The 24,619-nt window shown below is 42.1% G+C and carries 15 protein-coding genes and 4 rRNA genes; 12 read left to right on the forward strand and 7 right to left on the reverse strand.

Features of this window, described 5'->3' with window-relative positions:
• The first annotated feature begins 7 nt into the window (after positions 1-7).
• A complete protein-coding gene (locus B1F84_RS03580) occupies positions 8-3,094 on the forward strand; it encodes a ligand-binding sensor domain-containing diguanylate cyclase (protein ID WP_076919345.1) in 3,087 nt (1,028 codons plus the stop codon).
• 62 nt (positions 3,095-3,156) lie between these two features.
• On the opposite strand, the gene dxs is transcribed toward B1F84_RS03580, so the two are convergent.
• The 3 genes from dxs to xseB form a co-directional block, all read right to left on the reverse strand.
• Entirely contained in the window at positions 3,157-5,019 is a 1,863-nt protein-coding gene (dxs, locus tag B1F84_RS03585; RefSeq protein ID WP_131690595.1) for a 1-deoxy-D-xylulose-5-phosphate synthase, read from the reverse strand.
• A 111-nt stretch (positions 5,020-5,130) separates the two neighbouring features.
• Positions 5,131-6,018, reverse strand: a complete 888-nt coding sequence (gene ispA / locus B1F84_RS03590; protein ID WP_131690596.1) for a (2E,6E)-farnesyl diphosphate synthase — start codon at positions 6,016-6,018, stop codon at positions 5,131-5,133.
• Between the two features lie 2 nt (positions 6,019-6,020).
• The gene (xseB, locus tag B1F84_RS03595) at positions 6,021-6,263 is read right to left on the reverse strand and encodes an exodeoxyribonuclease VII small subunit (RefSeq protein ID WP_008110204.1); all 243 of its coding nucleotides are present in this window, start codon (positions 6,261-6,263) and stop codon (positions 6,021-6,023) included.
• A gap of 302 nt (positions 6,264-6,565) precedes the next feature.
• Between xseB and pomA the strand changes: the two genes are divergently transcribed.
• From pomA to B1F84_RS03615, 4 genes are all read left to right on the forward strand, one after another.
• A complete protein-coding gene (pomA, locus tag B1F84_RS03600) occupies positions 6,566-7,333 on the forward strand; it encodes a flagellar motor protein PomA (protein WP_008110202.1) in 768 nt (255 codons plus the stop codon).
• 2 nt (positions 7,334-7,335) lie between these two features.
• Positions 7,336-8,256, forward strand: a complete 921-nt coding sequence (locus B1F84_RS03605; RefSeq protein ID WP_075170368.1) for a flagellar motor protein MotB — start codon at positions 7,336-7,338, stop codon at positions 8,254-8,256.
• A gap of 154 nt (positions 8,257-8,410) precedes the next feature.
• Positions 8,411-8,899, forward strand: a complete 489-nt coding sequence (locus B1F84_RS03610; RefSeq protein WP_131690597.1) for a hypothetical protein — start codon at positions 8,411-8,413, stop codon at positions 8,897-8,899.
• A 72-nt stretch (positions 8,900-8,971) separates the two neighbouring features.
• Positions 8,972-10,912 (forward strand): DNA topoisomerase III, encoded by a 1,941-nt coding sequence (locus B1F84_RS03615; protein ID WP_131690598.1) that lies wholly within the window; start codon positions 8,972-8,974, stop codon positions 10,910-10,912.
• A gap of 28 nt (positions 10,913-10,940) precedes the next feature.
• Here the strand turns inward: B1F84_RS03615 and B1F84_RS03620 are convergent, their stop codons facing one another.
• A complete protein-coding gene (locus B1F84_RS03620; protein ID WP_131690599.1) occupies positions 10,941-12,251 on the reverse strand; it encodes an amidohydrolase in 1,311 nt (436 codons plus the stop codon).
• A gap of 112 nt (positions 12,252-12,363) precedes the next feature.
• Here B1F84_RS03620 and B1F84_RS03625 point away from each other — a divergent pair, with 112 nt between their 5' ends.
• The 6 genes from B1F84_RS03625 to glsB all read left to right on the forward strand — a co-directional run bounded on the left by B1F84_RS03625 (position 12,364) and on the right by glsB (position 20,730).
• A complete protein-coding gene (locus tag B1F84_RS03625) occupies positions 12,364-13,221 on the forward strand; it encodes a tetratricopeptide repeat protein (protein WP_131690600.1) in 858 nt (285 codons plus the stop codon).
• Between the two features lie 607 nt (positions 13,222-13,828).
• Positions 13,829-15,364, forward strand: a 16S ribosomal RNA gene (locus B1F84_RS03630).
• Between the two features lie 290 nt (positions 15,365-15,654).
• Positions 15,655-18,541, forward strand: a 23S ribosomal RNA gene (locus B1F84_RS03635).
• 136 nt (positions 18,542-18,677) lie between these two features.
• Positions 18,678-18,792, forward strand: a 5S ribosomal RNA gene (gene rrf / locus B1F84_RS03640).
• A 63-nt stretch (positions 18,793-18,855) separates the two neighbouring features.
• A 5S ribosomal RNA gene (gene rrf / locus B1F84_RS03645) occupies positions 18,856-18,970 on the forward strand.
• Together the 16S, 23S and 5S rRNA genes form the textbook arrangement of a ribosomal RNA operon.
• Before the next feature lie 836 nt (positions 18,971-19,806).
• Positions 19,807-20,730 carry a glutaminase B gene (glsB, locus tag B1F84_RS03650; protein WP_131690601.1) on the forward strand — a complete coding sequence of 308 codons (924 nt, stop codon included), beginning with the start codon at positions 19,807-19,809 and terminating at the stop codon, positions 20,728-20,730.
• A gap of 22 nt (positions 20,731-20,752) precedes the next feature.
• On the opposite strand, the gene B1F84_RS03655 is transcribed toward glsB, so the two are convergent.
• Complete coding sequence (locus B1F84_RS03655) at positions 20,753-22,057, reverse strand: inosine/guanosine kinase (protein WP_036985324.1); 1,305 nt, start codon at positions 22,055-22,057, stop codon at positions 20,753-20,755.
• A 177-nt stretch (positions 22,058-22,234) separates the two neighbouring features.
• Here B1F84_RS03655 and tadA point away from each other — a divergent pair, with 177 nt between their 5' ends.
• Positions 22,235-22,741 carry a tRNA adenosine(34) deaminase TadA gene (gene tadA / locus B1F84_RS03660; RefSeq protein WP_008115564.1) on the forward strand — a complete coding sequence of 169 codons (507 nt, stop codon included), beginning with the start codon at positions 22,235-22,237 and terminating at the stop codon, positions 22,739-22,741.
• On the opposite strand, the gene B1F84_RS17925 is transcribed toward tadA, so the two are convergent.
• Together B1F84_RS17925 and mltF are read right to left on the reverse strand one after the other, a co-directional pair.
• A complete protein-coding gene (locus B1F84_RS17925; RefSeq protein WP_008115566.1) occupies positions 22,738-22,908 on the reverse strand; it encodes a hypothetical protein in 171 nt (56 codons plus the stop codon). The two genes, tadA and B1F84_RS17925, sit on opposite strands and share 4 nt — an antisense overlap.
• A 135-nt stretch (positions 22,909-23,043) precedes the next feature.
• The gene (gene mltF / locus B1F84_RS03665) at positions 23,044-24,489 is read right to left on the reverse strand and encodes a membrane-bound lytic murein transglycosylase MltF (protein ID WP_076920158.1); all 1,446 of its coding nucleotides are present in this window, start codon (positions 24,487-24,489) and stop codon (positions 23,044-23,046) included.
• Positions 24,490-24,619: the final 130 nt, after the last annotated feature.

Consider the following 24,619-nt stretch of genomic DNA (forward strand, 5'->3'; position numbering starts at 1 on the left):
CAGCACTATGATGCGATTTTTATTGGTTTGTGTACTTATGCTATGTGCCATGCCAAGTACGGCTTCAATTACTGATTACGTAGTTAAACAATGGAATATCAAAGACGGCTTACCCTCACAATCCCTCAAAAGTGTGGTGCAAGATAACCAAGGCTATATGTGGCTTGGCACTCAATTTGGATTAAGCCGTTTTGATGGCAATACCTTCACCAATTATAATACCCAAAATAGCTTATTTTTACCCAGCAATGGCATTAATAAATTACTGATTGATGGTGAAGGCTTGTTGTGGATAGGCACGAAAAATGGCCTTGTGGTTATCGATCCTGAGAAGCTAACCGCACAAGAGTTTAATATTAAAGGCCCTGTTAGAGACATTCTTGAAGACTCTCAAGGCAGTATTTGGATAGCAGCTAATGGGCTCTATTATATAGACAGAGGCCAAATAGAACTGCGCGACCAACTAAATAACCCTAGTCCTATTGTAAACGCTACTGCTATCACCCAAATAGTGGGGTCGGTCAGTAAAATGGCGCTTTCACCTGAGGGGATTTGGCTGGTTAACGACCGTAATTTATTACGCTTAACGCAAAGCTCGTCTGATTTTTCTAAATTACGCCTAGAACTCACCGCTAAAGTGGCTTTGCCTGATCGTTTAGCACAAACCATTGTTCACGATCTATCGTTTTTAAATGGTAATTTGTACCTAGCTTCTGAGTTAGGGGCTTATTTTTTAGATTTAGATGACGAGCTACGTCCGTTTCCACTGCCCAATGCTAATAACTCAGCTGTGTATAAATTTATGAGCGACGGTAATGGCGGCTTGTGGGTATCAACCTATGGACGTTTATTGTTCAGGGCTAAATCTAATGATTGGCAGTGGGTTGAACCCAGCCAGTTAGATCAGAGTATTTGGTTTGCCGATATATTTAGAGATGATGAAAATAACATATGGTTAGCGAGTTTTAGTGAAGGGCTATGGCTTGCTCACGAAGGGCGAATAGAGCGCCATTCTGCCATTTCTAAAATGACCGAAGCGGTAATGGCAATTAGTAAATCACCTGATGGTAAGTTATGGATTGCCAATAAAAGTGGCGTTGGCTATTTTGATGCCGATAAAACTTTTATTAATGTTATTAATAGTGCCAAGTATGGAAATGCCTCGGTACATGACCTGCAATTTGATGGCGATCGCCTTTATGTTGCTACTGGCAGGGGCTTGTTTTTTTACGAGTCGAATACCTTATATAGTTTCCCTGCTCGTGCATTGAGCGATAACCCAGTTTTTGCAATTAGCACTTCAACTAAAGGTGGTTTTTGGGTAGGCACCGGACGAGGGTTATACCGTTTAAATTACAATGGTTTAAACCCTTTTGCGTACAATGCTTTTTTAGGCAGTAAGTTTGTAACCTATGTTTTAGATAAACCAAATTTTGGGGTTATTGGCACCAGTAAAGGCGCGTATTACTTTACTGAACGCGGGATAGAAAAAATTGGCGACCAAACCACCTTAGAAAGTGCGTATGTGACCAGCATTTTACATATAAAAGGGGTAGGCATTTTAATTGGTTCGTTGAATGATGGTTTGTTTTATCGCAGTGGACAAGGGCAATGGCAGCAACTAGACGCCGCCAATGGGTTGCCATATGGTTCTATATTCAGCTTAGAATACGATGACACCTCAAAGCGAATTTGGGTAAGCACCATGAAAGGGGTTTACCGCATGCCTGTTGAGCAATTTAAAGCCAATATCGAAAGCCTAAAAGTAGAAGAAGTGATCTCTTCATTTGACCGTCAGCTCGATGGTAAAGCCAGCCAATGTTGTAATGGTCTAGGCCATGATGCGGTGGTTGATATGGATAACTCTATTTGGTACCCCAGCTTACAAGGGGTGGTTGAAATCCCTAAAGACGTAGAATTATTTGGATTACGCTCATTAAAGCCAACCATAGAAACTTTAACCACGCCATCACGAAAGCTTGCTGCGGCTGCGTTAGGTAAAAAGCCAGTACTTAAAACCGACGAGCGTGATGTAACACTTACCTATACTGCGATTGATTATTACGCGCCGGCAAGTATTGAGTTTAGATATAAACTTAATGGGCTTGATAACGATTGGCGCTATGCAAATACCCGTCGAGAAGCAATTTATACAAATTTACCCGCCGGTATGTTTTTGTTTGAATTAGAAACTAAACGCCAAGGTGAGGATTGGGGAAAAGCGCAATCAGCCGAATATGCGTTTGTTGTTCCAGAGCGATTTGGTGAAACTATCTACTTTAGGTTACTGATCACCAGTGGTTTTGTGTTGCTGTTTTATTTAGTGTTTTGGGTATTTAAAGTTCAAGAGCGACGTAAGCAACAAGTACTCGAAGGGCTTATTACTGAGCGAACCCTAGAGCTTCGTCAAGCGAATGATAAATTAAACCAAGTAAATTCTCAGCTTAAACTTGTTAGTCACTCTGATGAGCTAACTGGGCTGAGAAGTCGTCGTTTCTTGTTTGATCAACTACCAAAAGATATTGAGCATTTTCAGCGTAATTCGCAGTCATTGCAGGCTCAGGGTAAATCTTTGGTGTTATTAATTATTAATTTAGATAACTTTAGCCGTATTAATGATGCTTATGGTCCTATTGCTGGAGATAGTTGTTTACAACAAGTAGCGGCGTTACTTAACTCGCGTACTCAAGGTTCTGATTATGTTGCACGTTGGAGTGGTGATGAGTTTTTACTGTTATTGCGTGACTTTAAGTGTAATTTAATCGACAGCTATGTGTCAGAGTTATGCCAAGCCATTGCCGATTATAACTTCCAGCTTCCGAACGGCGAAACAACGAGTATTACCTCATCAGTGGGTTGGTCTTTCTACCCGCTCCCCCTGTTAGGTGGTCAAGTTATTAGCTGGGAAACATCGATTAATTTAGCTGATATCGCATTGCATCAAGTTAAAAAACGCGGTGGCGATGGCGTTGCTAACATTACCTTTGATGAGCAATTAGATGCATTTGAGTTTGAGCAAAACCCGAACGTTGAACAGCAGATTGGCTTATTGCAAAGTAATGGCTTGGCCGACATTAAGGTGTGGATGCGCTAGAGATCATAAGTTAGCAATAAAAAAGGAGCCAATGGCTCCTTTTTTATTAAACACGATAAGTATTAGCTCATAAATGCTTTAATTGTAGTTAATATGCCTTGCTCACCTAACCCCATTTCATCATGCATTTGCTGTTGTGTACCGTGTTTAATAAATTCATCCGGTATACCTAAGTTAAGTATTTTTACAGCCGCTTTTTGGGTAGCTAAATACTCATTAACAGCCGAGCCTGCACCACCAGAAATTGCATTATCTTCAAGCGTTACAATAATATCGTGGTTAGCGACAAGCTCATCAATTAACCCTGTATCAAGTGGCTTAATAAATCGCATATTAACTAAAGTCGCATTGAGCTCATCTGTGGCCAGTTGCGCGTTTTCAAGCAAGGTACCAAATGACAATATAGCCACTTTAGTTCCTTGTTTAATTACATTAGCTTTACCAATTTCGAGCTGTTGCATAGCGCTTTGAATGTCTGCTGTGCCCGCACTGCCACGCGGGTAACGCACAGCTACTGGGCAATTGGCTTGATAGCCAGTGTATAGCATTTGACGGCATTCGTTAGTATCGCTAGGTGCCATAATAACCATGTTAGGAATACAGCGCATAAAGCTTAGGTCATAGGCGCCTTGGTGAGTTTCACCATCGGCTCCGACAATACCTGCGCGGTCAATAGCAAATAATACCGGTAGGTTTTGCAATGCAACGTCGTGAATTAGTTGATCATACGCACGTTGTAAAAAGCTAGAGTAGATAGCCACAACGGGTTTTAACCCTTCACAGGCAAAACCTGCAGCAAGGGTTACGGCGTGCTGCTCAGCAATTGCCACATCAAAATATTGTTCAGGGTGTTCTTTAGAAAAACGCACCATCCCCGAACCTTCTCGCATCGCAGGGGTAATTGCCATCAATTTACTGTCTTGCTCTGCCATATCGCAAAGCCAATCACCAAATACACTTGAAAAAGTTGCAGCGCCTGGCTTAGATTTCGGCAGGCTTGATGTTGCAGGGTCAAATTTTGGTACGCCATGATAACCAATCGGGTCGGCTTCTGCTGGTTTATAGCCTTTGCCTTTTTGGGTTTTAATATGCAGCAGTTGTGGGCCTTTTAAGTTACGCATGTTGCGTAGCGTATCTACCAACATATTTACATCATGGCCATCAATTGGACCAATATAGTTTAAACCTAGCTCTTCAAAAAAAGTACCCGGGATCATCATCCCTTTAATGTGCTCTTCCATACGGCTAGCCAGCTCTTTTACCGGCGGTACACCAGAAAGAAGCTTTTTGCTACCTTCACGGATGTTGGTATAAAAGCTGCCTGATAAAATACGTGCGAAATGATTGGTTAACGCGCCGACGTTTTCAGAAATCGACATTTCGTTATCATTTAAAATGATCAGCATATCTGATTTCACATCACCTAAGTGGTTCATCGCTTCAAAAGCCATACCTGCGGTAATTGCGCCATCGCCTATCACCGCCACGGTTTTACGTCCTTTGCCTTCTTTTTGCGCCGCAATAGACATACCCAGTGCCGCAGAAATAGAGGTACTTGAATGGCCAACACTAAAGGTATCGTATTCACTTTCGTCTCTGAATGGGAATGGGTGTAATCCGTCTTTTTGGCGAATGGTGTGCATTTGGTCACGGCGGCCAGTCAGTATTTTATGTGGATAAGCTTGATGACCCACATCCCAAACTAAACGGTCCTCGGGAGTGTTGTACACATAATGTAATGCAACGGTAAGTTCTACGGTTCCTAAACCAGACGCTAAATGGCCGCTACTTTGCGATACTGAATTGAGTAAATAATCACGCAATTCATGGCTAAATGCAGGAAGCTTATCTTGTGCTAAGTCTCGCAAGTGGGCTGGTTCGTTCACCAAATTAAGTAATGGATACTTGCTGCTATCAAGTGTCATGGTTTTTTATATATCCTTCGCTAACATTAACTCCCTCAAAAAGCTAGGTTTAAGAGGCGACTTAATATTCAGTAATAATTTGTTCTAAGAGTTAGTACGTTTTAGCCATGTTTAATGGTCACGTTCAATTAAATAGTTTGCCAATGCCGCTAAGTCGGTCGTATCTGCGTCAATATTGGCTAACGCCTCATGGGCTTGTTGTATCAAATTCTGTGCTTTTTGCTTAGCACCTAGCATACCTAATAAAGCGGGGTATGTCGCTTTATTCGCTGCAATATCTGACCCTTGAGGCTTACCTAAAGTCAGGGTGTCGCCCTCAACATCTAAAATGTCGTCATGAACCTGAAAGGCCAGCCCGATAGCATACCCAAAAGTAGATAAGTTATCTAAAGTATGTTGGCTAATATTAGGGACACAGAGTGCGCCCAAAGTAATTGCACAGTTTATCAATGCGCCGGTTTTAAGTTTATGAATACGTTCTAATTCGTCAACCGTAATCAGTTTATCGGTTGCTGCAATATCACGCCCTTGTCCGGCAACCATTCCTTGCAATCCAGAAGCGTGGGCTAATTCGGCAATCATTTTTAACTGAGCTTCTGTTGAGCATTTAAATTTATGCTTAGCAATAAGCTCAAAAGCCAAAGTTTGCAGTGCGTCACCTGCTAAAATAGCTTGTGCTTCACCATATACAATATGACATGTAGGACGGCCACGACGTAAATCATCGTCATCCATAGCGGGTAAATCGTCATGGACTAATGAATAACTATGAATGCATTCTATCGCTGCTGCCAGCACATCTAAATCACGTTTTTCAGCACCGAGCATTTTACCTGTGGTATAAACTAAAAATGGGCGCAGTCTCTTGCCGCCATTCATTAAACTATAATGAGTAGCTTCTTTTATGGTGTTGTCGCTTTCAAGAGGTTGTTCGAAATAAAGATTGAGCGTATTAGCTACGTCATCTTGAGCGAGCTTTATTTGTTCTTTTATGCTCACAATTATTCCATATCGTTATCAAATTGAGTAAGCGGTGCTTTTTCGTCATTACCCATTAATATCGACACCTTTTGTTCGGCTTGTTGAAGTTTGCCAGAAGACGCACTGGCTAATGCAATACCGCGCTCAAATTGCTTTAAAGACTGTTCAAGCGATAAATCACCTTGTTCCATTTCACTGACAATTGTTGTTAACTCTTCTAGTGCTTGTTCGAAACTTAAATTTTCAGGTTTTTTAGTCGCCATCTTTATTTTCAACTTACATAATAAATTTAGACGCCAATTTTAGGGGGAATGCTAAACTAGGTCAAAGAATGATATGATTTTTTGATAGATAAATGCTGTTAATTGGGTTTTATTGCGCTTCTTAGTTATTTTTTAACATGTTTAAAATTGAGTGTTAGATAGATTGCGATAGTTGATCTAAAATAGATGAGCGCTTAACTTTTTCGGTTATCATAAAAATCACTTAAGTATTTCAGTATCTTGCCGATAAACAATTAATAACAACGCTTGCGAAGAAAAAATATAAAACCTTTGGAGGGAATGTGGATTTAGCAACCATTATTGGGATCCTTGGCGCAATTGGCTTAATTGTCATGTCCATGTTTATGAGTAGTAGCGGTGAAGTCGCTATGTTTTACAATACCCCTTCAGTGGTTATTGTGTTTGGTGGTTCCCTTTTTATCGTTTTATCTAACTTTACTATGTCGCAATTTTTTGGCATTGGTAAGGTTTGTGCAAAAGCGTTTATGTTTAAAATTGAACCCCCTGAAGCGTTAATAGAGAAAGCTGTCGAACTTGCTGACTCTGCCCGTAAAGGTGGTTTTTTAGCATTAGAAGAGGCTGAAATTCCAAATCCATTTATGCGCAAAGGCGTTGATATGCTTGTAGATGGACATGATGCAGATGTAGTGCGTGCAACATTACAAAAAGATATTTCCCTCACAACAACTCGTCATGAAATGGGTGCAAGCTTATTCAAATCGTTAGGTGATATTGCTCCTGCAATGGGGATGATCGGTACATTAATCGGTTTGGTGGCTATGTTATCAAATATGGATGACCCAAAAGCAATCGGTCCAGCAATGGCGGTCGCCTTATTAACAACGTTATATGGGGCATTTTTGGCGAATGTTGTCGCTATTCCTATTCAGGTAAAACTTGAATTGCGTAAAGACGAAGAAGCAATGAACCAGCGACTTATTTTGGATGCGGTACTAGGTATTCAAGATGGCCAAAACCCTAAAGTTATCGAAGGGATCTTGAAAAATTATTTGGCAGAGTCAAAACGCGCGGTAAACACTGAGGAATAATTATGTCTGATGAAGAGTGTAAATGCCCACCCCCAGGCTTACCTGCATGGATGGGGACATTTGCCGATTTAATGTCGCTATTAATGTGCTTTTTTGTACTCTTACTCGCGTTTTCTGAAATGGATGTGCTTAAATTTAAGCAAATTGCAGGCTCTATGAAGTTTGCTTTTGGTGTGCAAAATAAAATTGAAGTTAAAGATATCCCAAAAGGCACCTCGGTTATTGCGATGGAGTTTACTCCAGGTAAGCCTGAGCCGACCCCCATTGAAACTATTCAGCAGCAAACAGTAGAAATGACTCAGCAAATGCTAGAGTTTCAGGCGGGCGATGAAAGCTCAGCTGGCGGACGCCAAGAACAACGTGGCGAAAAACGAGGCGGGGAGTCAAGCAGCACCTCTGAGGAAGTTGCTTCAGCGCCTGCAGTTTCTGCTGCCGATCAAGAGCAAATAAATGACTTAGTTAAAAAAATTGCACAACAGCTTGAAAAGCAAATTATTGATGGAGCTATTGAGCTTGAGTCATTAGGGCAGCAAATCATTATTCGTATTAGAGAAAATGGTTCGTTTCCATCGGGCAGTGCGTTTTTACAACCCCAGTTTAAACCTATCATTCAAGATATTGGCCGGTTATTAAAAGATGTGCCAGGTGAAATCACCGTCTCCGGTCACACTGATGACTTTCAAGTTTCTAATGAACTTTATATTAATAACTGGGATTTATCCTCTAAACGAGCTGTTGCGGTAGCAAGTGAACTGCAAAAGGTTGCTGGTTTTGATAAGACCCGCATGATGGTGGTAGGACGTGCAGAAACCAGACCCTTAGTACCGAATGACTCCCGTGAAGACCGAAGACGTAACCGCCGAGTGGAAATATCAATCTTACAAGGCAAGGCTAAAGAATCAGATCCTATTGATATTAGATAGAGTTTATTGGTTTTGTCCCTTTTTTAGCATAGAATGCACTTCTCTTAACAGATGTAATTAAAGAAGAAGTTAGTATGTTAAATAAATTTTGTAGTATGCCTGGTAATGGCGATGGTACAGACGAAGATAAAAAAGTTAAGTAAGGTTTTTTAGTTTGCCTGAATGGTTTTTGTACTTCGTCAGTATATTAAGTAAAAGCTGGGTTCTTATTTTGAGCCCAGCTATTTTGTTATTTTTTATCTTTAAGGATTATTTAGCCTTAAGGTTTGCTGCTATTACCGCTGCTTTTTTCTTATTTGGCACTCTAACTTACTCAAGTTTAATGGCGTTTGATGATGGCATTTATGTATACCGTTATCTTGTATGGGCATTAACAGATATTACTTGGATGGCACTAATTGCTTATTGGGGTCTGAAAGATAAAGTGCATTTATGGCAGTGTGTACTGGGTCAACTTGTGGTTATTGGTGCCCCTATTTTGCAATTATTTCGTTTAGTCGACCGCCACCTTTGGGATTTATCTTATAGCACTGTTATGTATCAAACGTTTATGCCTTTAATAAATATTGCTACTGTGGTTGTATGCTACCTGCCTCTTTTATATATTTTTGTTAATAAGCGAAATAAAGCTTTAAGCTTATAACGACAAAAATACCCCTCGTTTTAAAATGATATGCTAGACTACTGTTTATATGAACAGTGTTGAGGCTTGGTTATGAAACTTTATATTGCTGAAAAACCCTCTTTGGGTCGCGCTATTGCAGACGCACTTCCTAAACCGCATAAAAAGCATGATGGCTATATTGAAGTGGCAAATGGTGATTGCGTATCTTGGTGCATAGGTCATTTGCTCGAGCAAGCAGAACCCGATGACTATGATGAGCGTTTTAAAAAGTGGCAGTTTGAACATTTACCTATTGTGCCTGAGCATTGGCAACTTAAAGCAAAGCCTAAAACTCGTAAACAACTCACTATTTTAAAAAAGCTAATCAAACAAGCAACAACACTTGTACATGCTGGCGATCCTGACCGTGAAGGCCAGTTATTAGTTGATGAAGTTATAGAACAAGCAAAAATCAGCCAAGCAAAAAAACAAAATATTCAGCGTTTATTGATCAGTGACTTAAACTTAACGGCAGTTAAAAAGTCACTAAATAGTATGCGTGCTAACCGTGACTTTATTCCTTTGAGCGTTTCTGCTTTAGCGCGGTCTCGTGCTGATTGGTTGTTTGGCATGAACTTGACGCGTGCATACACATTAGCGGGGCAAAAAGCGGGATTTGGTAATGTGTTGTCGGTTGGGCGAGTGCAAACACCTATTTTGGGTCTAGTCGTTAATCGCGATAACGAGATCGCAAATTTTGTATCAAAACCCTTTTTTGAAGTACTTGCTCATTTAGTTACCCCCCAGAATGATGCCTTTACTGCTAAGTGGCTACCAAGTAAAGCATGCGCCCCATATCAAGATGAAGAGGGCAGAGTGCTTAACAAAGCTTTAGCTGAAAATGTCACTTCTCGTATCGCTAATCAACCAGCAAGTGTAACTGCACTTGAGCAAAAGCAAAAAAAGCAAACCGCACCGCTTCCTTATAATTTATCTGCTTTACAAATAGATGCTGCTAAAGCTTTTGGTATGCCAGCACAGCAAGTGCTCGATACTTGCCAGGTTTTATATGAACGTCATAAGTTAATTACTTACCCGCGCTCAGACAATCGTTATTTACCAAAAGATCATCACCAAGATGCAGCTGCGATACTAAAAGCGATTGCAGTAAATGGAGGCCAAAAAGCAGAATTTGTTAATGGAGCAGATGCAAAAAAACGAAGTAAATGTTTTAACGATTCAAAAGTTGTAGCTCACCACGCGATTGTACCGACAGCTAAACAGTTAAAAAGTGTGAGTTTAGCCAATGATGAAGCAAAAATTTATCAGTTAATAAGTCGACATTATTTAATTCAGTTTTATCCTGACTACATATACAACGAAACCAAAGTTGAGGTAACCCTAGCCGGTGGTTTATTTAGGGCTAATGCAAAACAAGATGTAAGTTTAGGTTTTAAATTACTTATGGGTAAGTCAGAACTTAAAGAAGAGGCGACATTGCCTCATTTAGAAAAAGGCATGGCACTTACCTGTATTAAAGGTGAGGTGGTGCAAAAGCATACAACTCCTCCTGCTCATTTTACTGATGCAACCTTACTTGCAGCCATGACCGGGATTAGCCGTTATGTAAAAGACTCGCAAATCAAAAAAATATTAAAAGAGACAGATGGTCTTGGTACTGAGGCTACTCGTGCAGGCATCATTGAACTATTATTTAAACGTCGCTTTTTAAAACGTGAAGGAAAAGCAATTAAAGCAACTGAAACAGGCCTGGCCCTAATAAGTGTATTACCTGAGGGGTTATCAAGCCCCGATTTAACCGCAAAATGGGAGTCGAGTTTAGGAGATATAGCTCAGCAGGCAATGAGTTATCAGCAGTTTATACAGCCTTTGCTTGCTGATTTAACTAATTTTGTAAACCAAGCAACCAACTGTGATAGTGATGTGTTTGCAAATTTGCCAAAAACATCTCCTAAAAAGCGTTTTGCTAAACGTACAAAAAAAGCGCCGTATAAAAAGTCGAGTTACAAAAAAAGCCCTGCGGTAAATTAATCGCGGGGCTTAAAAATAACGTTCAAGGTTATTGATTGAATAATGCTACAGCCGCATTACTCATTGCTGTTATTCCAGTTGGAAGCGCTACTTTATAATCGGGAGCAAATTTACTTGAATGTAATGAAGGGAGTGTTTCGTTATTTTTCATCGCATTTGTATATTGCTGTTGGTTAACTCCGCCTAACCAAAATAATGTAATAGGTAGGTTTTCATCTGTTCTACCATACAAGCCAAAGTCTTCACCAGCCATAACCGCCTTTGTTTCCAGTACATTAGTTGCGCCAATTGCATCAGCAATAGCACTCCTAACTATATTGGTTTGCTCCGGGTTATTGTAAGTAGATGGAATAGACTCACTTTCATGAACATACACTTTTGGATAGAGCGCTTTTTCTAGACCTGCACTTTGTGCAATACCTGCGGTGATGCGTTTAATTGCAGCAATTTGCGCGTTTCTAACGTCTGGGTTATAGCTACGCAGAGTAAGTTGTAGTTTTACTTCATCAGAAATTACATTGTGTTTTGAGCCGCCATGGATAGAGCCAACAGTAATCACTGATGGTTCCAAAGGAGATAATTCACGACTTGTAATAGTTTGTAATGCCAAAATGGTGCGAGCAGCAATAATCACAGGGTCTACAGTCGTATGAGGATAGGCTCCATGGCCTCCTTTGCCTTTTATTGAAATATCAACTGAGTCGACGCTTGCCATAGTGTACTCATTTTTCAGAGCAACTTTTCCTGCCGGTACACTGGCACTGACATGTAAAGCAATAATATGATCGGGTTTTGCATATTTGCTAAATAATCCCTCACTCAGCATTGCTTTTGCACCACCCCCAACTTCTTCAGCAGGTTGCGCAACCATCATTAAAGTACCTTGCCACGACTGTTTATTTTTAATTAGTTGTTGTGCGGTGCCTATAAATGAACTCATATGAATATCATGACCACAACCATGCATAACACCGACTTCGCTACCTTGTTCATTTATCGTGGTAACAGTTGATGCGTATGCTTTGCCAGTTTGTTCTGTGATTGGTAAGCCATCAGTATCAGTTCGAATCATAACGGTAGGGCCTTGGCCATTTCTATAAATACCTACGACGCCATAACCGCCAACGTTATCGGTTACATCAAACCCTAGCTTTTGAAGTTGCGTAGCCATTTTTTTACCGGTTTGTTGTTCATAATAAGACAGTTCAGGTGACTGGTGTAAATCTAGATAAAGCTTTTCTATTGCTGGCATACTTTTATCGAGATCCAACTTGAGTGTTTGCGCACTTAATAGTGGGCTAACTAGTAAACACAGTGCACTCGCATAGGCTAATTTCATATTTCCCTCATTTATATAGTATGTGTGTCTTAAATGATTTAGACACATGTCTTGTAATTATTATCTTCATCACCATATAAAAACCTAAATAGATGAACATGGCAATAATTCAATGAGCAATATAGTTAATCTTAACGCACAAAATCTTCAGCAAGTATTAGGTGAAACATCACAACAAAAGTTAGTACTACTTAACTTTTTTTCGCCACAAAGCCCAGAATGTATTAGCCAAGCAGCTATTTTAGATAAGCTAGCTGCTGAATATAATAACTATATAGTTGTTGCAAACTTAGATTGTGATGCAGAGCAAGCCTTGGCCTCTCAACTTGCCCAGCAAGTTGGTTTACAAACCTTGCCTACTTTAGTGTTGTTAAAAGACTCAGCTCCAGTTGATGTATTAGCGGGTGCACAAACAGAAAGCCAGGTACGTGATGCATTATCTAAGCACTTACCTGCGCAACAAGACCTATTATTAGAGCAAGCCAAGCAAGCACTTATTAATAGTGATTTAAATGCCGCATTTAATTACGCCAAGCAAGCGTACGAATTGGATAGTCGTAATGCGAGAATTAAATTAGTGCTTGCAGATATATGTATACAGATTCACAAACTCGATGAAGCAGCTGCATTAATAGAAACAATAGAAGCACAAGATCAAGATGCATACTTTAATAACATTAAAGCTAAATGCGTGGCTGCACTAGAGGCAACCGATTCACCTGAAATAAAAGCACTGCAAGAAAGGGTAGTAAAACATCCTAATGAGCTCGAGTTACAAATGGAGCTAAGTAATCTACTCAATGAAGCAGGAAGAAAAGAAGAAGCATTAGAAGCACTCTTTACTATTCTTAAAAAAGACCTGAATTATGATGAGGCCAAACCAAACTTCTTGGCTGTTATTGCATCTTTACCAGATGGCGATGCGCTAGCTGCTAAATATCGTCGCAAGCTTTATAGCATTTTGTATTAACGATTAAGATAAACTCTCTATAAAAAGCACCTATGTTAAGGTGCTTTTTTGTTTCTGCGTTAGAATAGCAGGGTAAAAGCAAGGTTATCCACAGGGTTTTGTGGGTATCTTGTGTGTCTGAGTGGGGTATCTTTGGGGTAAGAATTAAATGCAAAAAAGCGTTTGAAAACGCTTGCGTTAAAATCGATTCGCCCTATAATGCGACCCCACTGAGACGGCAGAGCGCAACGCATAGCGGGGCACGCACTACTCAGTGAGTCGAGTAAAACTTAGCTTTTAAATCTTTTAAAAGAAACTAAAAATTAAGTGTTGACAAAAAAATAGGAAAGCGTAATATGCGCAGCCCTAGCGAGATAAAGTTTAACGCTTTAATCGCAACGTTCTTTAACAATATAAAGCAATCATCTGTGTGGGCACTCGTACAGATTGAGTTCTAACAGCCAAGCTTGGTTTACTAAGTGAGGCAAACAAATTTAGAGTCTCAATTGAAACTGAGTGACCAACAGCAATAACTACTTAGGTAGGAATTGCAGCACAGTCAATTCAATATCGAAAGATATTAAATAAATTCAGAATTCATTGAGCTGTCGAAAGACATAAAACTTTTTAATTGAAGAGTTTGATCATGGCTCAGATTGAACGCTGGCGGCAGGCCTAACACATGCAAGTCGAGCGGTAACAGGAAGTAGCTTGCTACTTTGCTGACGAGCGGCGGACGGGTGAGTAATGCTTGGGAACATGCCTTGAGGTGGGGGACAACAGTTGGAAACGACTGCTAATACCGCATAATGTCTACGGACCAAAGGGGGCTTCGGCTCTCGCCTTTAGATTGGCCCAAGTGGGATTAGCTAGTTGGTGAGGTAATGGCTCACCAAGGCGACGATCCCTAGCTGGTTTGAGAGGATGATCAGCCACACTGGGACTGAGACACGGCCCAGACTCCTACGGGAGGCAGCAGTGGGGAATATTGCACAATGGGCGCAAGCCTGATGCAGCCATGCCGCGTGTGTGAAGAAGGCCTTCGGGTTGTAAAGCACTTTCAGTCAGGAGGAAAGGTTAGTAGTTAATACCTGCTAGCTGTGACGTTACTGACAGAAGAAGCACCGGCTAACTCCGTGCCAGCAGCCGCGGTAATACGGAGGGTGCGAGCGTTAATCGGAATTACTGGGCGTAAAGCGTACGCAGGCGGTTTGTTAAGCGAGATGTGAAAGCCCCGGGCTCAACCTGGGAACTGCATTTCGAACTGGCAAACTAGAGTGTGATAGAGGGTGGTAGAATTTCAGGTGTAGCGGTGAAATGCGTAGAGATCTGAAGGAATACCGATGGCGAAGGCAGCCACCTGGGTCAACACTGACGCTCATGTACGAAAGCGTGGGGAGTAAACAGGATTAGATACCCTGGTAGTCCACGCCGTAAACGATGTCTACTAGAAGCTCGGAGCCTCGGTTCTGTTTTTCAAAGCTAACGCATTAAGTAGACCGCCTGGGGAGTACGGCCGCAAGGTTAAAACTCAAATGAATTGACGGGGGCCCGCACAAGCGGTGGAGCATGTGGTTTAATTCGATGCAACGCGAAGAACCTTACCTACACTTGACATACAGAGAACTTACCAGAGATGGTTTGGTGCCTTCGGGAACTCTGATACAGGTGCTGCATGGCTGTCGTCAGCTCGTGTTGTGAGATGTTGGGTTAAGTCCCGCAACGAGCGCAACCCCTATCCTTAGTTGCTAGCAGGTAATGCTGAGAACTCTAAGGAGACTGCCGGTGATAAACCGGAGGAAGGTGGGGACGACGTCAAGTCATCATGGCCCTTACGTGTAGGGCTACACACGTGCTACAATGGCGCATACAGAGTGCTGCGAACCTGCGAAGGTAAGCGAATCACTTAAAGTGCGTCGTAGTCCGGATTGGAGTCTGCAACTCGACTCCATGAAGTCGGAATCGCTAGTAATCGCGTATCAGAATGACGCGGTGAATACGTTCCCGGGCCTTGTACACACCGCCCGTCACACCATGGGAGTGGGTTGCTCCAGAAGTAGATAGTCTAACCCTCGGGAGGACGTTTACCACGGAGTGATTCATGACTGGGGTGAAGTCGTAACAAGGTAGCCCTAGGGGAACCTGGGGCTGGATCACCTCCTTATACGATTTAGAACTTATTTGTTCGTAGTGTCCACACAGATGATTGTTAGTTAGTTTTACCCTCTGGGTTAACTAATTAATATGCTCTTTAAAAATTTGGAAAAGCTGATAATAAAATTCGTATGAATAACATTTGTTATTTGTACAGAGTTTTCAAAAGTAAAAAAGAATGATAGCAGTATCATTCAGTGCCAATTTAATCTTCGGATTAATTGGTATCTACTTTAGTATTCAATATTAACTTCTGGCGAAGTTAAACTGTCACGAAACAAAGACCCGTTTGGGTTGTATGGTTAAGTGACTAAGCGTACACGGTGGATGCCTTGGCAGTTGGAGGCGATGAAGGACGTATTAACTTGCGATAAGCCTAGTCAAGCTAGTAAAAAGCACTTGAGGCTAGGATTTCCGAATGGGGAAACCCACCTGCTTGCAGGTATCGTTAACTGAATACATAGGTTAACGAGGCGAACGCGGAGAACTGAAACATCTAAGTACCCGTAGGAAAAGAAATCAACCGAGATTCCGAAAGTAGCGGCGAGCGAAATCGGAACAGCCCTTAAGCTTATTATGTGTTAATGGAAGGCTCTGGAAAGTGCCACGATACAGGGTGATAGTCCCGTACATGAAAATGCATTTTAAGTGAAATCGAGTAGGTCGGAGCACGTGAAACTTTGACTGAATATAGGTGGACCATCATCTAAGGCTAAATACTCCCAACTGACCGATAGTGAACCAGTACCGTGAGGGAAAGGCGAAAAGAACCCCTGTGAGGGGAGTGAAATAGAACCTGAAACCGTGTACGTACAAGCAGTAGGAGCCTACTTGTTAGGTGACTGCGTACCTTTTGTATAATGGGTCAGCGACTTATATTTTGTAGCGAGGTTAACCGATTAGGGTAGCCGTAGGGAAACCGAGTCTTAACTGGGCGAATAGTTGCAAGGTATAGACCCGAAACCCGGTGATCTAGCCATGGGCAGGTTGAAGGTTGAGTAACATCAACTGGAGGACCGAACCCACTAACGTTGAAAAGTTAGGGGATGACCTGTGGTTAGGAGTGAAAGGCTAATCAAACCGGGAGATAGCTGGTTCTCCCCGAAATCTATTTAGGTAGAGCCTCGGACGAATACTTACGGGGGTAGAGCACTGTTAAGGCTAGGGGGTCATCCCGACTTACCAACCCTTTGCAAACTCCGAATACCGTAAAGTAATATCCGGGAGACACACGGCGGGTGCTAACGTCCGTCGTGAAGAGGGAAACAACCCAGACCGCCAGCTAAGGTCCCAAAGTCATAGTTAAGTGGGAAACGATGTGGAAAGGCCCAGACAGCCAGGAGGTTGGCTTAGAAGCAGCCATCCTTTAAAGAAAGCGTAATAGCTCACTGGTCGAGTCGGTCTGCGCGGAAGATGTAACGGGGCTAAACTATGCACCGAAGCTGCGGATTCAGAATTTATTCTGAGTGGTAGGGGAGCGTTCTGTAAGCGGTTGAAGGTGTACCGGGAGGTATGCTGGACGTATCAGAAGTGCGAATGCTGACATGAGTAACGATAATGCGGGTGAAAAACCCGCACGCCGGAAGACCAAGGGTTCCTATCCCATGTTAATCAGGGTAGGGTAAGTCGACCCCTAAGGCGAGGCCGAAAGGCGTAGTCGATGGGAAACGGATTAATATTTCCGTACTTGGTATAATTGCGATGGGGGGACGGAGCAGGCTAAGCAAGCATGGCGATGGTAGTCCATGTGAAAGTGTGTAGGCTAGTGACTTAGGTAAATCCGGGTTACTGTTAGGCTGAGACACGAGACGAGTCACCAAGGTGATGAAGTTGCTGATGCCATACTTCCAGGAAAAGCCTCTAAGCTTCAGATTATACCGAATCGTACCCCAAACCGACACAGGTGGTCAGGTAGAGAATACTAAGGCGCTTGAGAGAACTCGGGTGAAGGAACTAGGCAAAATCGTACCGTAACTTCGGGAGAAGGTACGCTCCGATTGGTGATGAGACTTGCTCTCTAAGCTGATTGGAGCCGCAGTGACCAGGTGGCTGGGACTGTTTATTAAAAACACAGCACTGTGCAAAATCGCAAGATGACGTATACGGTGTGACACCTGCCCGGTGCCGGAAGGTTAATTGATGGGGTTATCTTCGGAGAAGCTCTTGATCGAAGCCCCGGTAAACGGCGGCCGTAACTATAACGGTCCTAAGGTAGCGAAATTCCTTGTCGGGTAAGTTCCGACCTGCACGAATGGTGTAACCATGGCCACGCTGTCTCCACCCGAGACTCAGTGAAATTGAAATCGCAGTGAAGATGCTGTGTACCCGCGGCTAGACGGAAAGACCCCGTGAACCTTTACTACAGCTTGGCACTGAACATTGAACCTACATGTGTAGGATAGGTGGGAGACTTAGAAGCAGAGACGCTAGTTTTTGTGGAGTCGTCCTTGAAATACCACCCTTGTAGTTTTGATGTTCTAACGTTGGCCCCTGAATCGGGGTTACGGACAGTGCCTGGTGGGTAGTTTGACTGGGGCGGTCTCCTCCCAAAGAGTAACGGAGGAGCACGAAGGTTGGCTAAGTACGGTCGGACATCGTACGGTTAGTGTAATGGTAGAAGCCAGCTTAACTGCGAGACAGACACGTCGAGCAGGTACGAAAGTAGGTCATAGTGATCCGGTGGTTCTGAATGGAAGGGCCATCGCTCAACGGATAAAAGGTACTCCGGGGATAACAGGCTGATACCGCCCAAGAGTTCATATCGACGGCGGTGTTTGGCACCTCGATGTCGGCTCATCACATCCTGGGGCTGAAGTCGGTCCCAAGGGTATGGCTGTTCGCCATTTAAAGTGGTACGCGAGCTGGGTTTAGAACGTCGTGAGACAGTTCGGTCCCTATCTGCCGTGGGCGTTTGAGAATTGAGAGGGGTTGCTCCTAGTACGAGAGGACCGGAGTGAACGAACCGCTGGTGTTCGGGTTGTCATGCCAATGGCATTGCCCGGTAGCTACGTTCGGAACTGATAAGCGCTGAAAGCATCTAAGCGCGAAGCAGGCCTCGAGATGAGTTCTCACTAGACTTTTAAAGTCTCTGAAGGGCCGTTGAAGACTACAACGTTGATAGGCAAGATGTGGAAGTGGTGTGAGCCATTAAGCTAACTTGTACTAATTACCCGTGAGGCTTAACCATACAACGCCAAACGCGTTTTATGTGATAGTGAAACAAGCGAAGAAGTTAATAGACTAAAGTAGATACTTGAAGACTTTATTATCAGAATTCCAAATTTTAGTTAGTGCGTAGTAATACGGACTGACACCCAAATTTGCTTGGTGACAATAGCGTTTTGGACCCACCTGACCCCATGCCGAACTCAGTAGTGAAACGAAACAGCGCCGATGATAGTGTAGCATTTGCTATGTGAAAGTAGGACATTACCAGGCTCCAAATTTAGTCGAAAGACTTTAAATTTAAAAATTAAGAATAAGAAAATTGAAAAGAATTTTCTTGGTGACAATAGCGTTTTGGACCCACCTGACCCCATGCCGAACTCAGTAGTGAAACGAAACAGCGCCGATGATAGTGTAGCATTTGCTATGTGAAAGTAGGACATTACCAGGATCCAATTAAAGAAACCCGTTACAGCAATGTAACGGGTTTTTTGTTGTTTGGGGTTTAGTAAATAGCCAAGAGCCCATGCCAAACTCAGTAGTCAAACAAAACAGCTCGAAGGCGAGCCCCGCACAAGGCCGCCCCGACACAATAATAGGGTAGCATTTGCTATGTGATTTTCTACCGCTGTGGGCACCATGACATTACCAGGATCCAATTAAAGAAACCCGTTACAGCAATGTGACGTTTTTTTTGCTGTCTGGGGTTTAGTAAATAGCCAAGAGCCCATGCCAAACTCAGTAGTCAAACAAAACAGCGCGAAGGCGAGCCCCTCACAAGGCCGCCCGACACAATGATAGTGTAGCATTTGCTATGTGACTTTCTACCGCTGTGGGCACCATGACATTACCAGGATCTAAATAAAGGAAACCCGTTACAGCAATGTAACGGGTTTTTTGTTGTCTGAGATAAAGTAAAACATCAAGCCAAGACCATATATGGAACTCAGTAGTGGTCGCTCTTGCACATCCAGTGCTCCACGGCATTCGTATTCCTAAACAGCTCGGAGCTCAACAAAATAGTAGGACACTTTACTGTATTGTCGCTATAAGTGAGCGCACTGGATCCAAATAACAGAACCTCGTCACAGCAAAATGCTGGTTTTTTATTGTTTTAAGTTTAAAGATAAATTACTTAATATCTTAAAAAAAGAGACTGCCCGCTAATCCCACCATGTATATGCTTCCTATCATATTACTAATAACATATAGACTTAACATTCTCATGCAGTTATGGATCCTACGTGTTAAAATTTGACTTTAGTTTTCGTATTATTGAGGTGTCGATTGCCAACGAGTGATTACCAACGAGTGTTAAATGAGATAACTCAAGAGGTTAAGCCTTTACTAACGCAGGGTAAAGTTGCCGATTATATACCGGCATTGGCAGAGGTTTCTCCTGAGCAGTTCTCCATTGCCATTTATACTACGGACGGAGAAATTTTTTGCGCCGGTGATTGTGAGCAACGCTTCACAATTCAATCTGTCTCTAAGGTTATGACTCTGACATTAGCGTTGCAACGCTATGGCGACGAATTATGGAATAGAGTTGGCAAAGAGCCTTCAGGTACGGCGTTTAACTCTCTGACACAGCTTGAGTTTGAAAAAGGTATTCCACGTAACCCATTTATTAATGCAGGAGCGATTGTTACCTGTGATGCTCTGTATAGTCGTTTATCTGCACCTATGCACTCTATGCTTGAAACATTTCGCGATTTGTCAGGCAATCGAAGTATTGTAATAGACAAACAAGTAGCTAACTCAGAGTATGAGTTTAGGCATCGAAATGCGGCAATGGCACATTTAATGAAATCATTTGGTAACTTTGAGAATGAAGTAGATGATGTGCTTTGGTCGTATTTTAATTTTTGTGCTATAGAACTTAATTGTATCGAGCTTGCTAAGGCGTACAATTTTTTAGCCAATAAAGGGATCGATTACAGCTCAAAAAAACGAGTGCTTTCTAGTCGTCAAAACAAGCAACTAAATTCGTTGTTATTTACCAGTGGGTTATATGACGCAGCGGGTGACTTTGGTTATCGTGTTGGTATGCCGGGTAAATCGGGTGTTTCTGGAACAATATTAGCGGTGTTACCGAATAGGTTTACAGTTGCAGTCTATTCACCGGGATTAAACTCTTTTGGTAACTCAGTGGCGGGAATAGCAGCATTAGAGCTGCTATCTAAAAAGCTTGATATATCTATATTTTAGCTTTGTTTAGCGTAATGGGAGCTTATTGATCCCAATACACTTGTTCTAAACAATCTTCGCGCTCAGGCAAACCACGAGATAAGCGAGGAGAGTGTTGTACAAGTACTTCAAAGCTTGCACGGTTAGCGTATTTGCTAATTTGTGCGAGCGAAGAGTAGGTAATGGCTTGTTGCTGATGCTTTGCTGAGTTAGCAACATTCAACTTATGATAAACATTCGCTGATAAGTCATGTAAAACCGCGGCTAAGGCACAGTCACCGGCACCATTGGTATTTTTAATTGAGTCAGGCCCACCCATAAATGGAGCAGTATGGCTATATGCCTTTATAGGATTTTCACAGTCAACTTTACGCATTGCACGTGAAAATTCATAACGGTTAAAATCTGGTATGGCACCCGGTAATAATGGATACTCTGTTTCACGTTTGCAGCTGTCATCAACAAAACCAGCCATAAATAAGCCTTTCTCACCGGCTGTACAAATAACTAAGTCAACCCAGTCTAATGCTTTGTCAGCAGCAAGAAGTGGATCTTCATATCCAGTAATTGCTTGGCCTTCTTCTTCGTTCATAGCAAGTATATCAACATGCTTTTCTACAAAGTTAGCCCACCATGTCGGATCCTGCTCGATAAGAAACTTAGTCCCTAGAGTTAATACCACCGGTACATTTGCATCGTTAGCGTACTTGATTGCTTGCATGGTCGCTTCGGTCATGGTTTCATCACCTTGAGTACGCATTAAATAAGCACTGATGACTAATGCTGATGAGCCTTCTATTAGCTCTTTATCAATTGACTCTGGCTTTAGGTAATTCATCAGGCCAGCACTAATAGCAAACGTGCGCTCACCTGTTTCATCAATCAAGGTAAAGCAACGGCCTATAGGGCCATCGACTGGTTGTAAGTAGTCTAAATCTACACGACTTGAGTTATTACATAAAAATCGATAAGCATAACTGCCTATTTTTATATTTTCGCTCATTACGCCTAATAGTACCGAACGATCATCAGCAAGTACGGAATAGTTGTGCATTGTGTTGCCAACGGTTCCTCCTGCGAATTCGTAATCGACCATATCGTTTAGTTTTAAGCGATCGTATAAAGCATTAGTGATGTCATTATCTATAACTTGCGACATCCCTCGGCGCAATTGAAATTCATCGAGAAAAGCTTGGTCAACCTTAGCTTCTATATCAACAACGATTTGATCGATCCCCGTAATATAGCTGCGGTGTAATCGCTCTGTGGCGTTAAGTTGATTGGTCAGTGGATCTTTGGCTTCCACTGGAAAATAATGTTTATGCCTGCGGCGTCCAGGAAATTTCATTTGCTACCCGTGTTGTGAGCTAAATAAAAAAAGCGTGAGATTATAGCGTAAATCCCGCCTTATGAGCCATGGCAAACCACTTAAATATGTTTTATTTTTGCAATAAAGTGATCAATAACGCATTTTATTACGCTAAGTTGGTATAATTACGGCATAAAAAATAGTTAAGTAATAATCATGACAGAGCCATTTGACGACCAATATTGGATGGAACAAGCCCTTGTGTATGCAAAACAAGCAGAGCAACTCGATGAGATACCTGTAGGCGCTATTATTGTCAAAAATAATCAGCTTATAAGTGCGGGTTATAATCGCTCAATTACTGATAATGATCCGTCGGCTCATGCTGAGATGATAGCGGTAAGAGAGGCCGGAAAAGTGCTTAATAACTATCGCTTAATTGATTGCACCTTGTATGTCACGTTAGAGCCGTGCTCTATGTGTGCAGGTTTATTGGTGCACAGCCGAATTAAACGCTTAGTATTTGGTGCAGCCGATGCTAAAACGGGTTCTGCTGGTTCAATTATGAACTTGTTGCAAGAACCTCGTTTGAACCATCAGGTAGAAATAACGGGTGGGGTATTAGAGACACAATGTGCAGAGACTATTTCGAGTTTTTTTAAGCGCCGTCGAGCACAAATAAAGGCTGCAAAGCTAGCCGCTCGTATTGCTAACAGCGATTAGTCAGCTGCTGCTATTAGAGCATCTAACTCAGCCATTTGTTGCATAGCGAACATGCGGCGACGCCAAATAACCTTTTTATGCAAGTTTCTTAACATCACTCGACGGCGAGTAGCAGTTGAGTGCTTTATACAACGTTTAAGTTGATGTGTACGTCTACGTTTAAGCATGACTTATCCTTATGTGCTTGGTGATGACACAAATTTTAATACAATTGAGCCAGATTATTGAATAATTGATTGCAAGTAAACAACTATTTGCTTTTCTGGCATGTCGCTAATTCAGCGCGAAATTTCATAGCATATTTATTTCTCTTTTTCGACTTCATCACTAGTACGTTGATTTGCCTCATCTGGTTTAATAGTCTGCTCTTTTGTTTCGCTTGCTGGCGGTATAGTTGCCATTGCGTCATTTTCATCCAGCCAAACAAGCGCATCGTAATAGCGACGAATATTATCAACGTAAGTCACTGCAACATCACCGCGAGCATAGCCATAGCGGGTATTACGGTAGTGACGTTTTTTTACTAGTAATGGTAAGCGCTTTTTAACATCAGCCCATTTATCAGGGCTAGCGCCTTGTTGCTCAGTAATTATGCGGGCATCATTGACGTGGCCCCAACCAACATTATAAGCGGCAAGTGCAAGCCAAGTTCGATCAGGCTGCGGGATTCTATCTGGTATACGCTTGATTAATTTTGCTAAGTATTGAGCACCGCCACGTATGTTTTGTTCTGGCTCTAAGCGATTAGTAACACCGACTTGTTTTGCAGTGCGCCTTGTTAGCATCATAATACCGCGTACACCCGTTGGTGACTTAGCTCGTGGGTTCCACATCGACTCTTGATAACTCAATGCAGCAAGTAAGCGCCAATCAAGGCTACCCGCATATTGCACAAACCAAGGTTGATATTTAGGCAGTGTTTCTTTTATTGCATCTATGTAGGCTAAGGTATTAACGTAATTAAACTGACGTACATGGCCAAAGTACTTTTCTTCAAGTACATAAAGTTGATTGTTTTGTTTTGCCTCACCAAAAAAAGGAACTAGCAATGCGTATAAAGAATCATCATTTGATTTTCGAAGTATCCATGCAATTGAATCATTACGCGTAACTGAAAAGCCAATACTCAAGTTAGGGTGATAGCGCCTAAACAACGCTAATGTATGAGAGTCTGCTAAGGTGTAATCTATTTCCCCATCAATAACGGCTTGTAGTAACTCTTCTTCATCAAATTCTTCGGTTTCATTCCAAGTTAAATCTGGGTTGTTTTGTTTTATTTCTTCTAATGTTAATGAATGACTACTTTTAGCAATAACGGTGAAGTTTCCGGTTAAATCATCAAAATCACGAGGGCGTTCACGCCCTTGTTTAAAAACTAATTTTTGACTTATCGTTCTGTAAGTTGGGCCATAGCGGTAACGTTTGGCGCGCGCCTTGTTAAAAGTAAGCCCAGAGGCAATTAAATCGAGATCGCCACTATCTAAGCGCGCGAACATATCGGATAAATTAAAAAAGGGCACAATTTCAAGCTCTACCCCAAGGTAGTCGGCGAATGCTTGAGAGAGTTCAAATTCAAACCCTTGTTCTCCTTGAACAGCTTGATAATAATTACTTGCACTGGCGAGTGTACCAACGCGAATTTTATTTTCTGATTTAATTTGGGCGAGCTGTGTTGACTGCTCTTGTGTGTTACAGGCACACAAAAGGATGACTAACGTAATGATTGTTATTAGCTTTATCTTCAACATATTCGCCTCTTTAGCATCGTATCTCCTGTTATAACAAAACTTACTGATTACGTCACTTACCGTTTAATCGCAGCCAGTAAAAAATAGGTGTAAACAAAAAGAAAAAGTTAATTTAATGAAAAGCGCATTT

The organism is Pseudoalteromonas sp. DL-6 (genome assembly GCF_004328665.1).
In the GTDB taxonomy this organism is placed as follows: domain Bacteria; phylum Pseudomonadota; class Gammaproteobacteria; order Enterobacterales; family Alteromonadaceae; genus Pseudoalteromonas.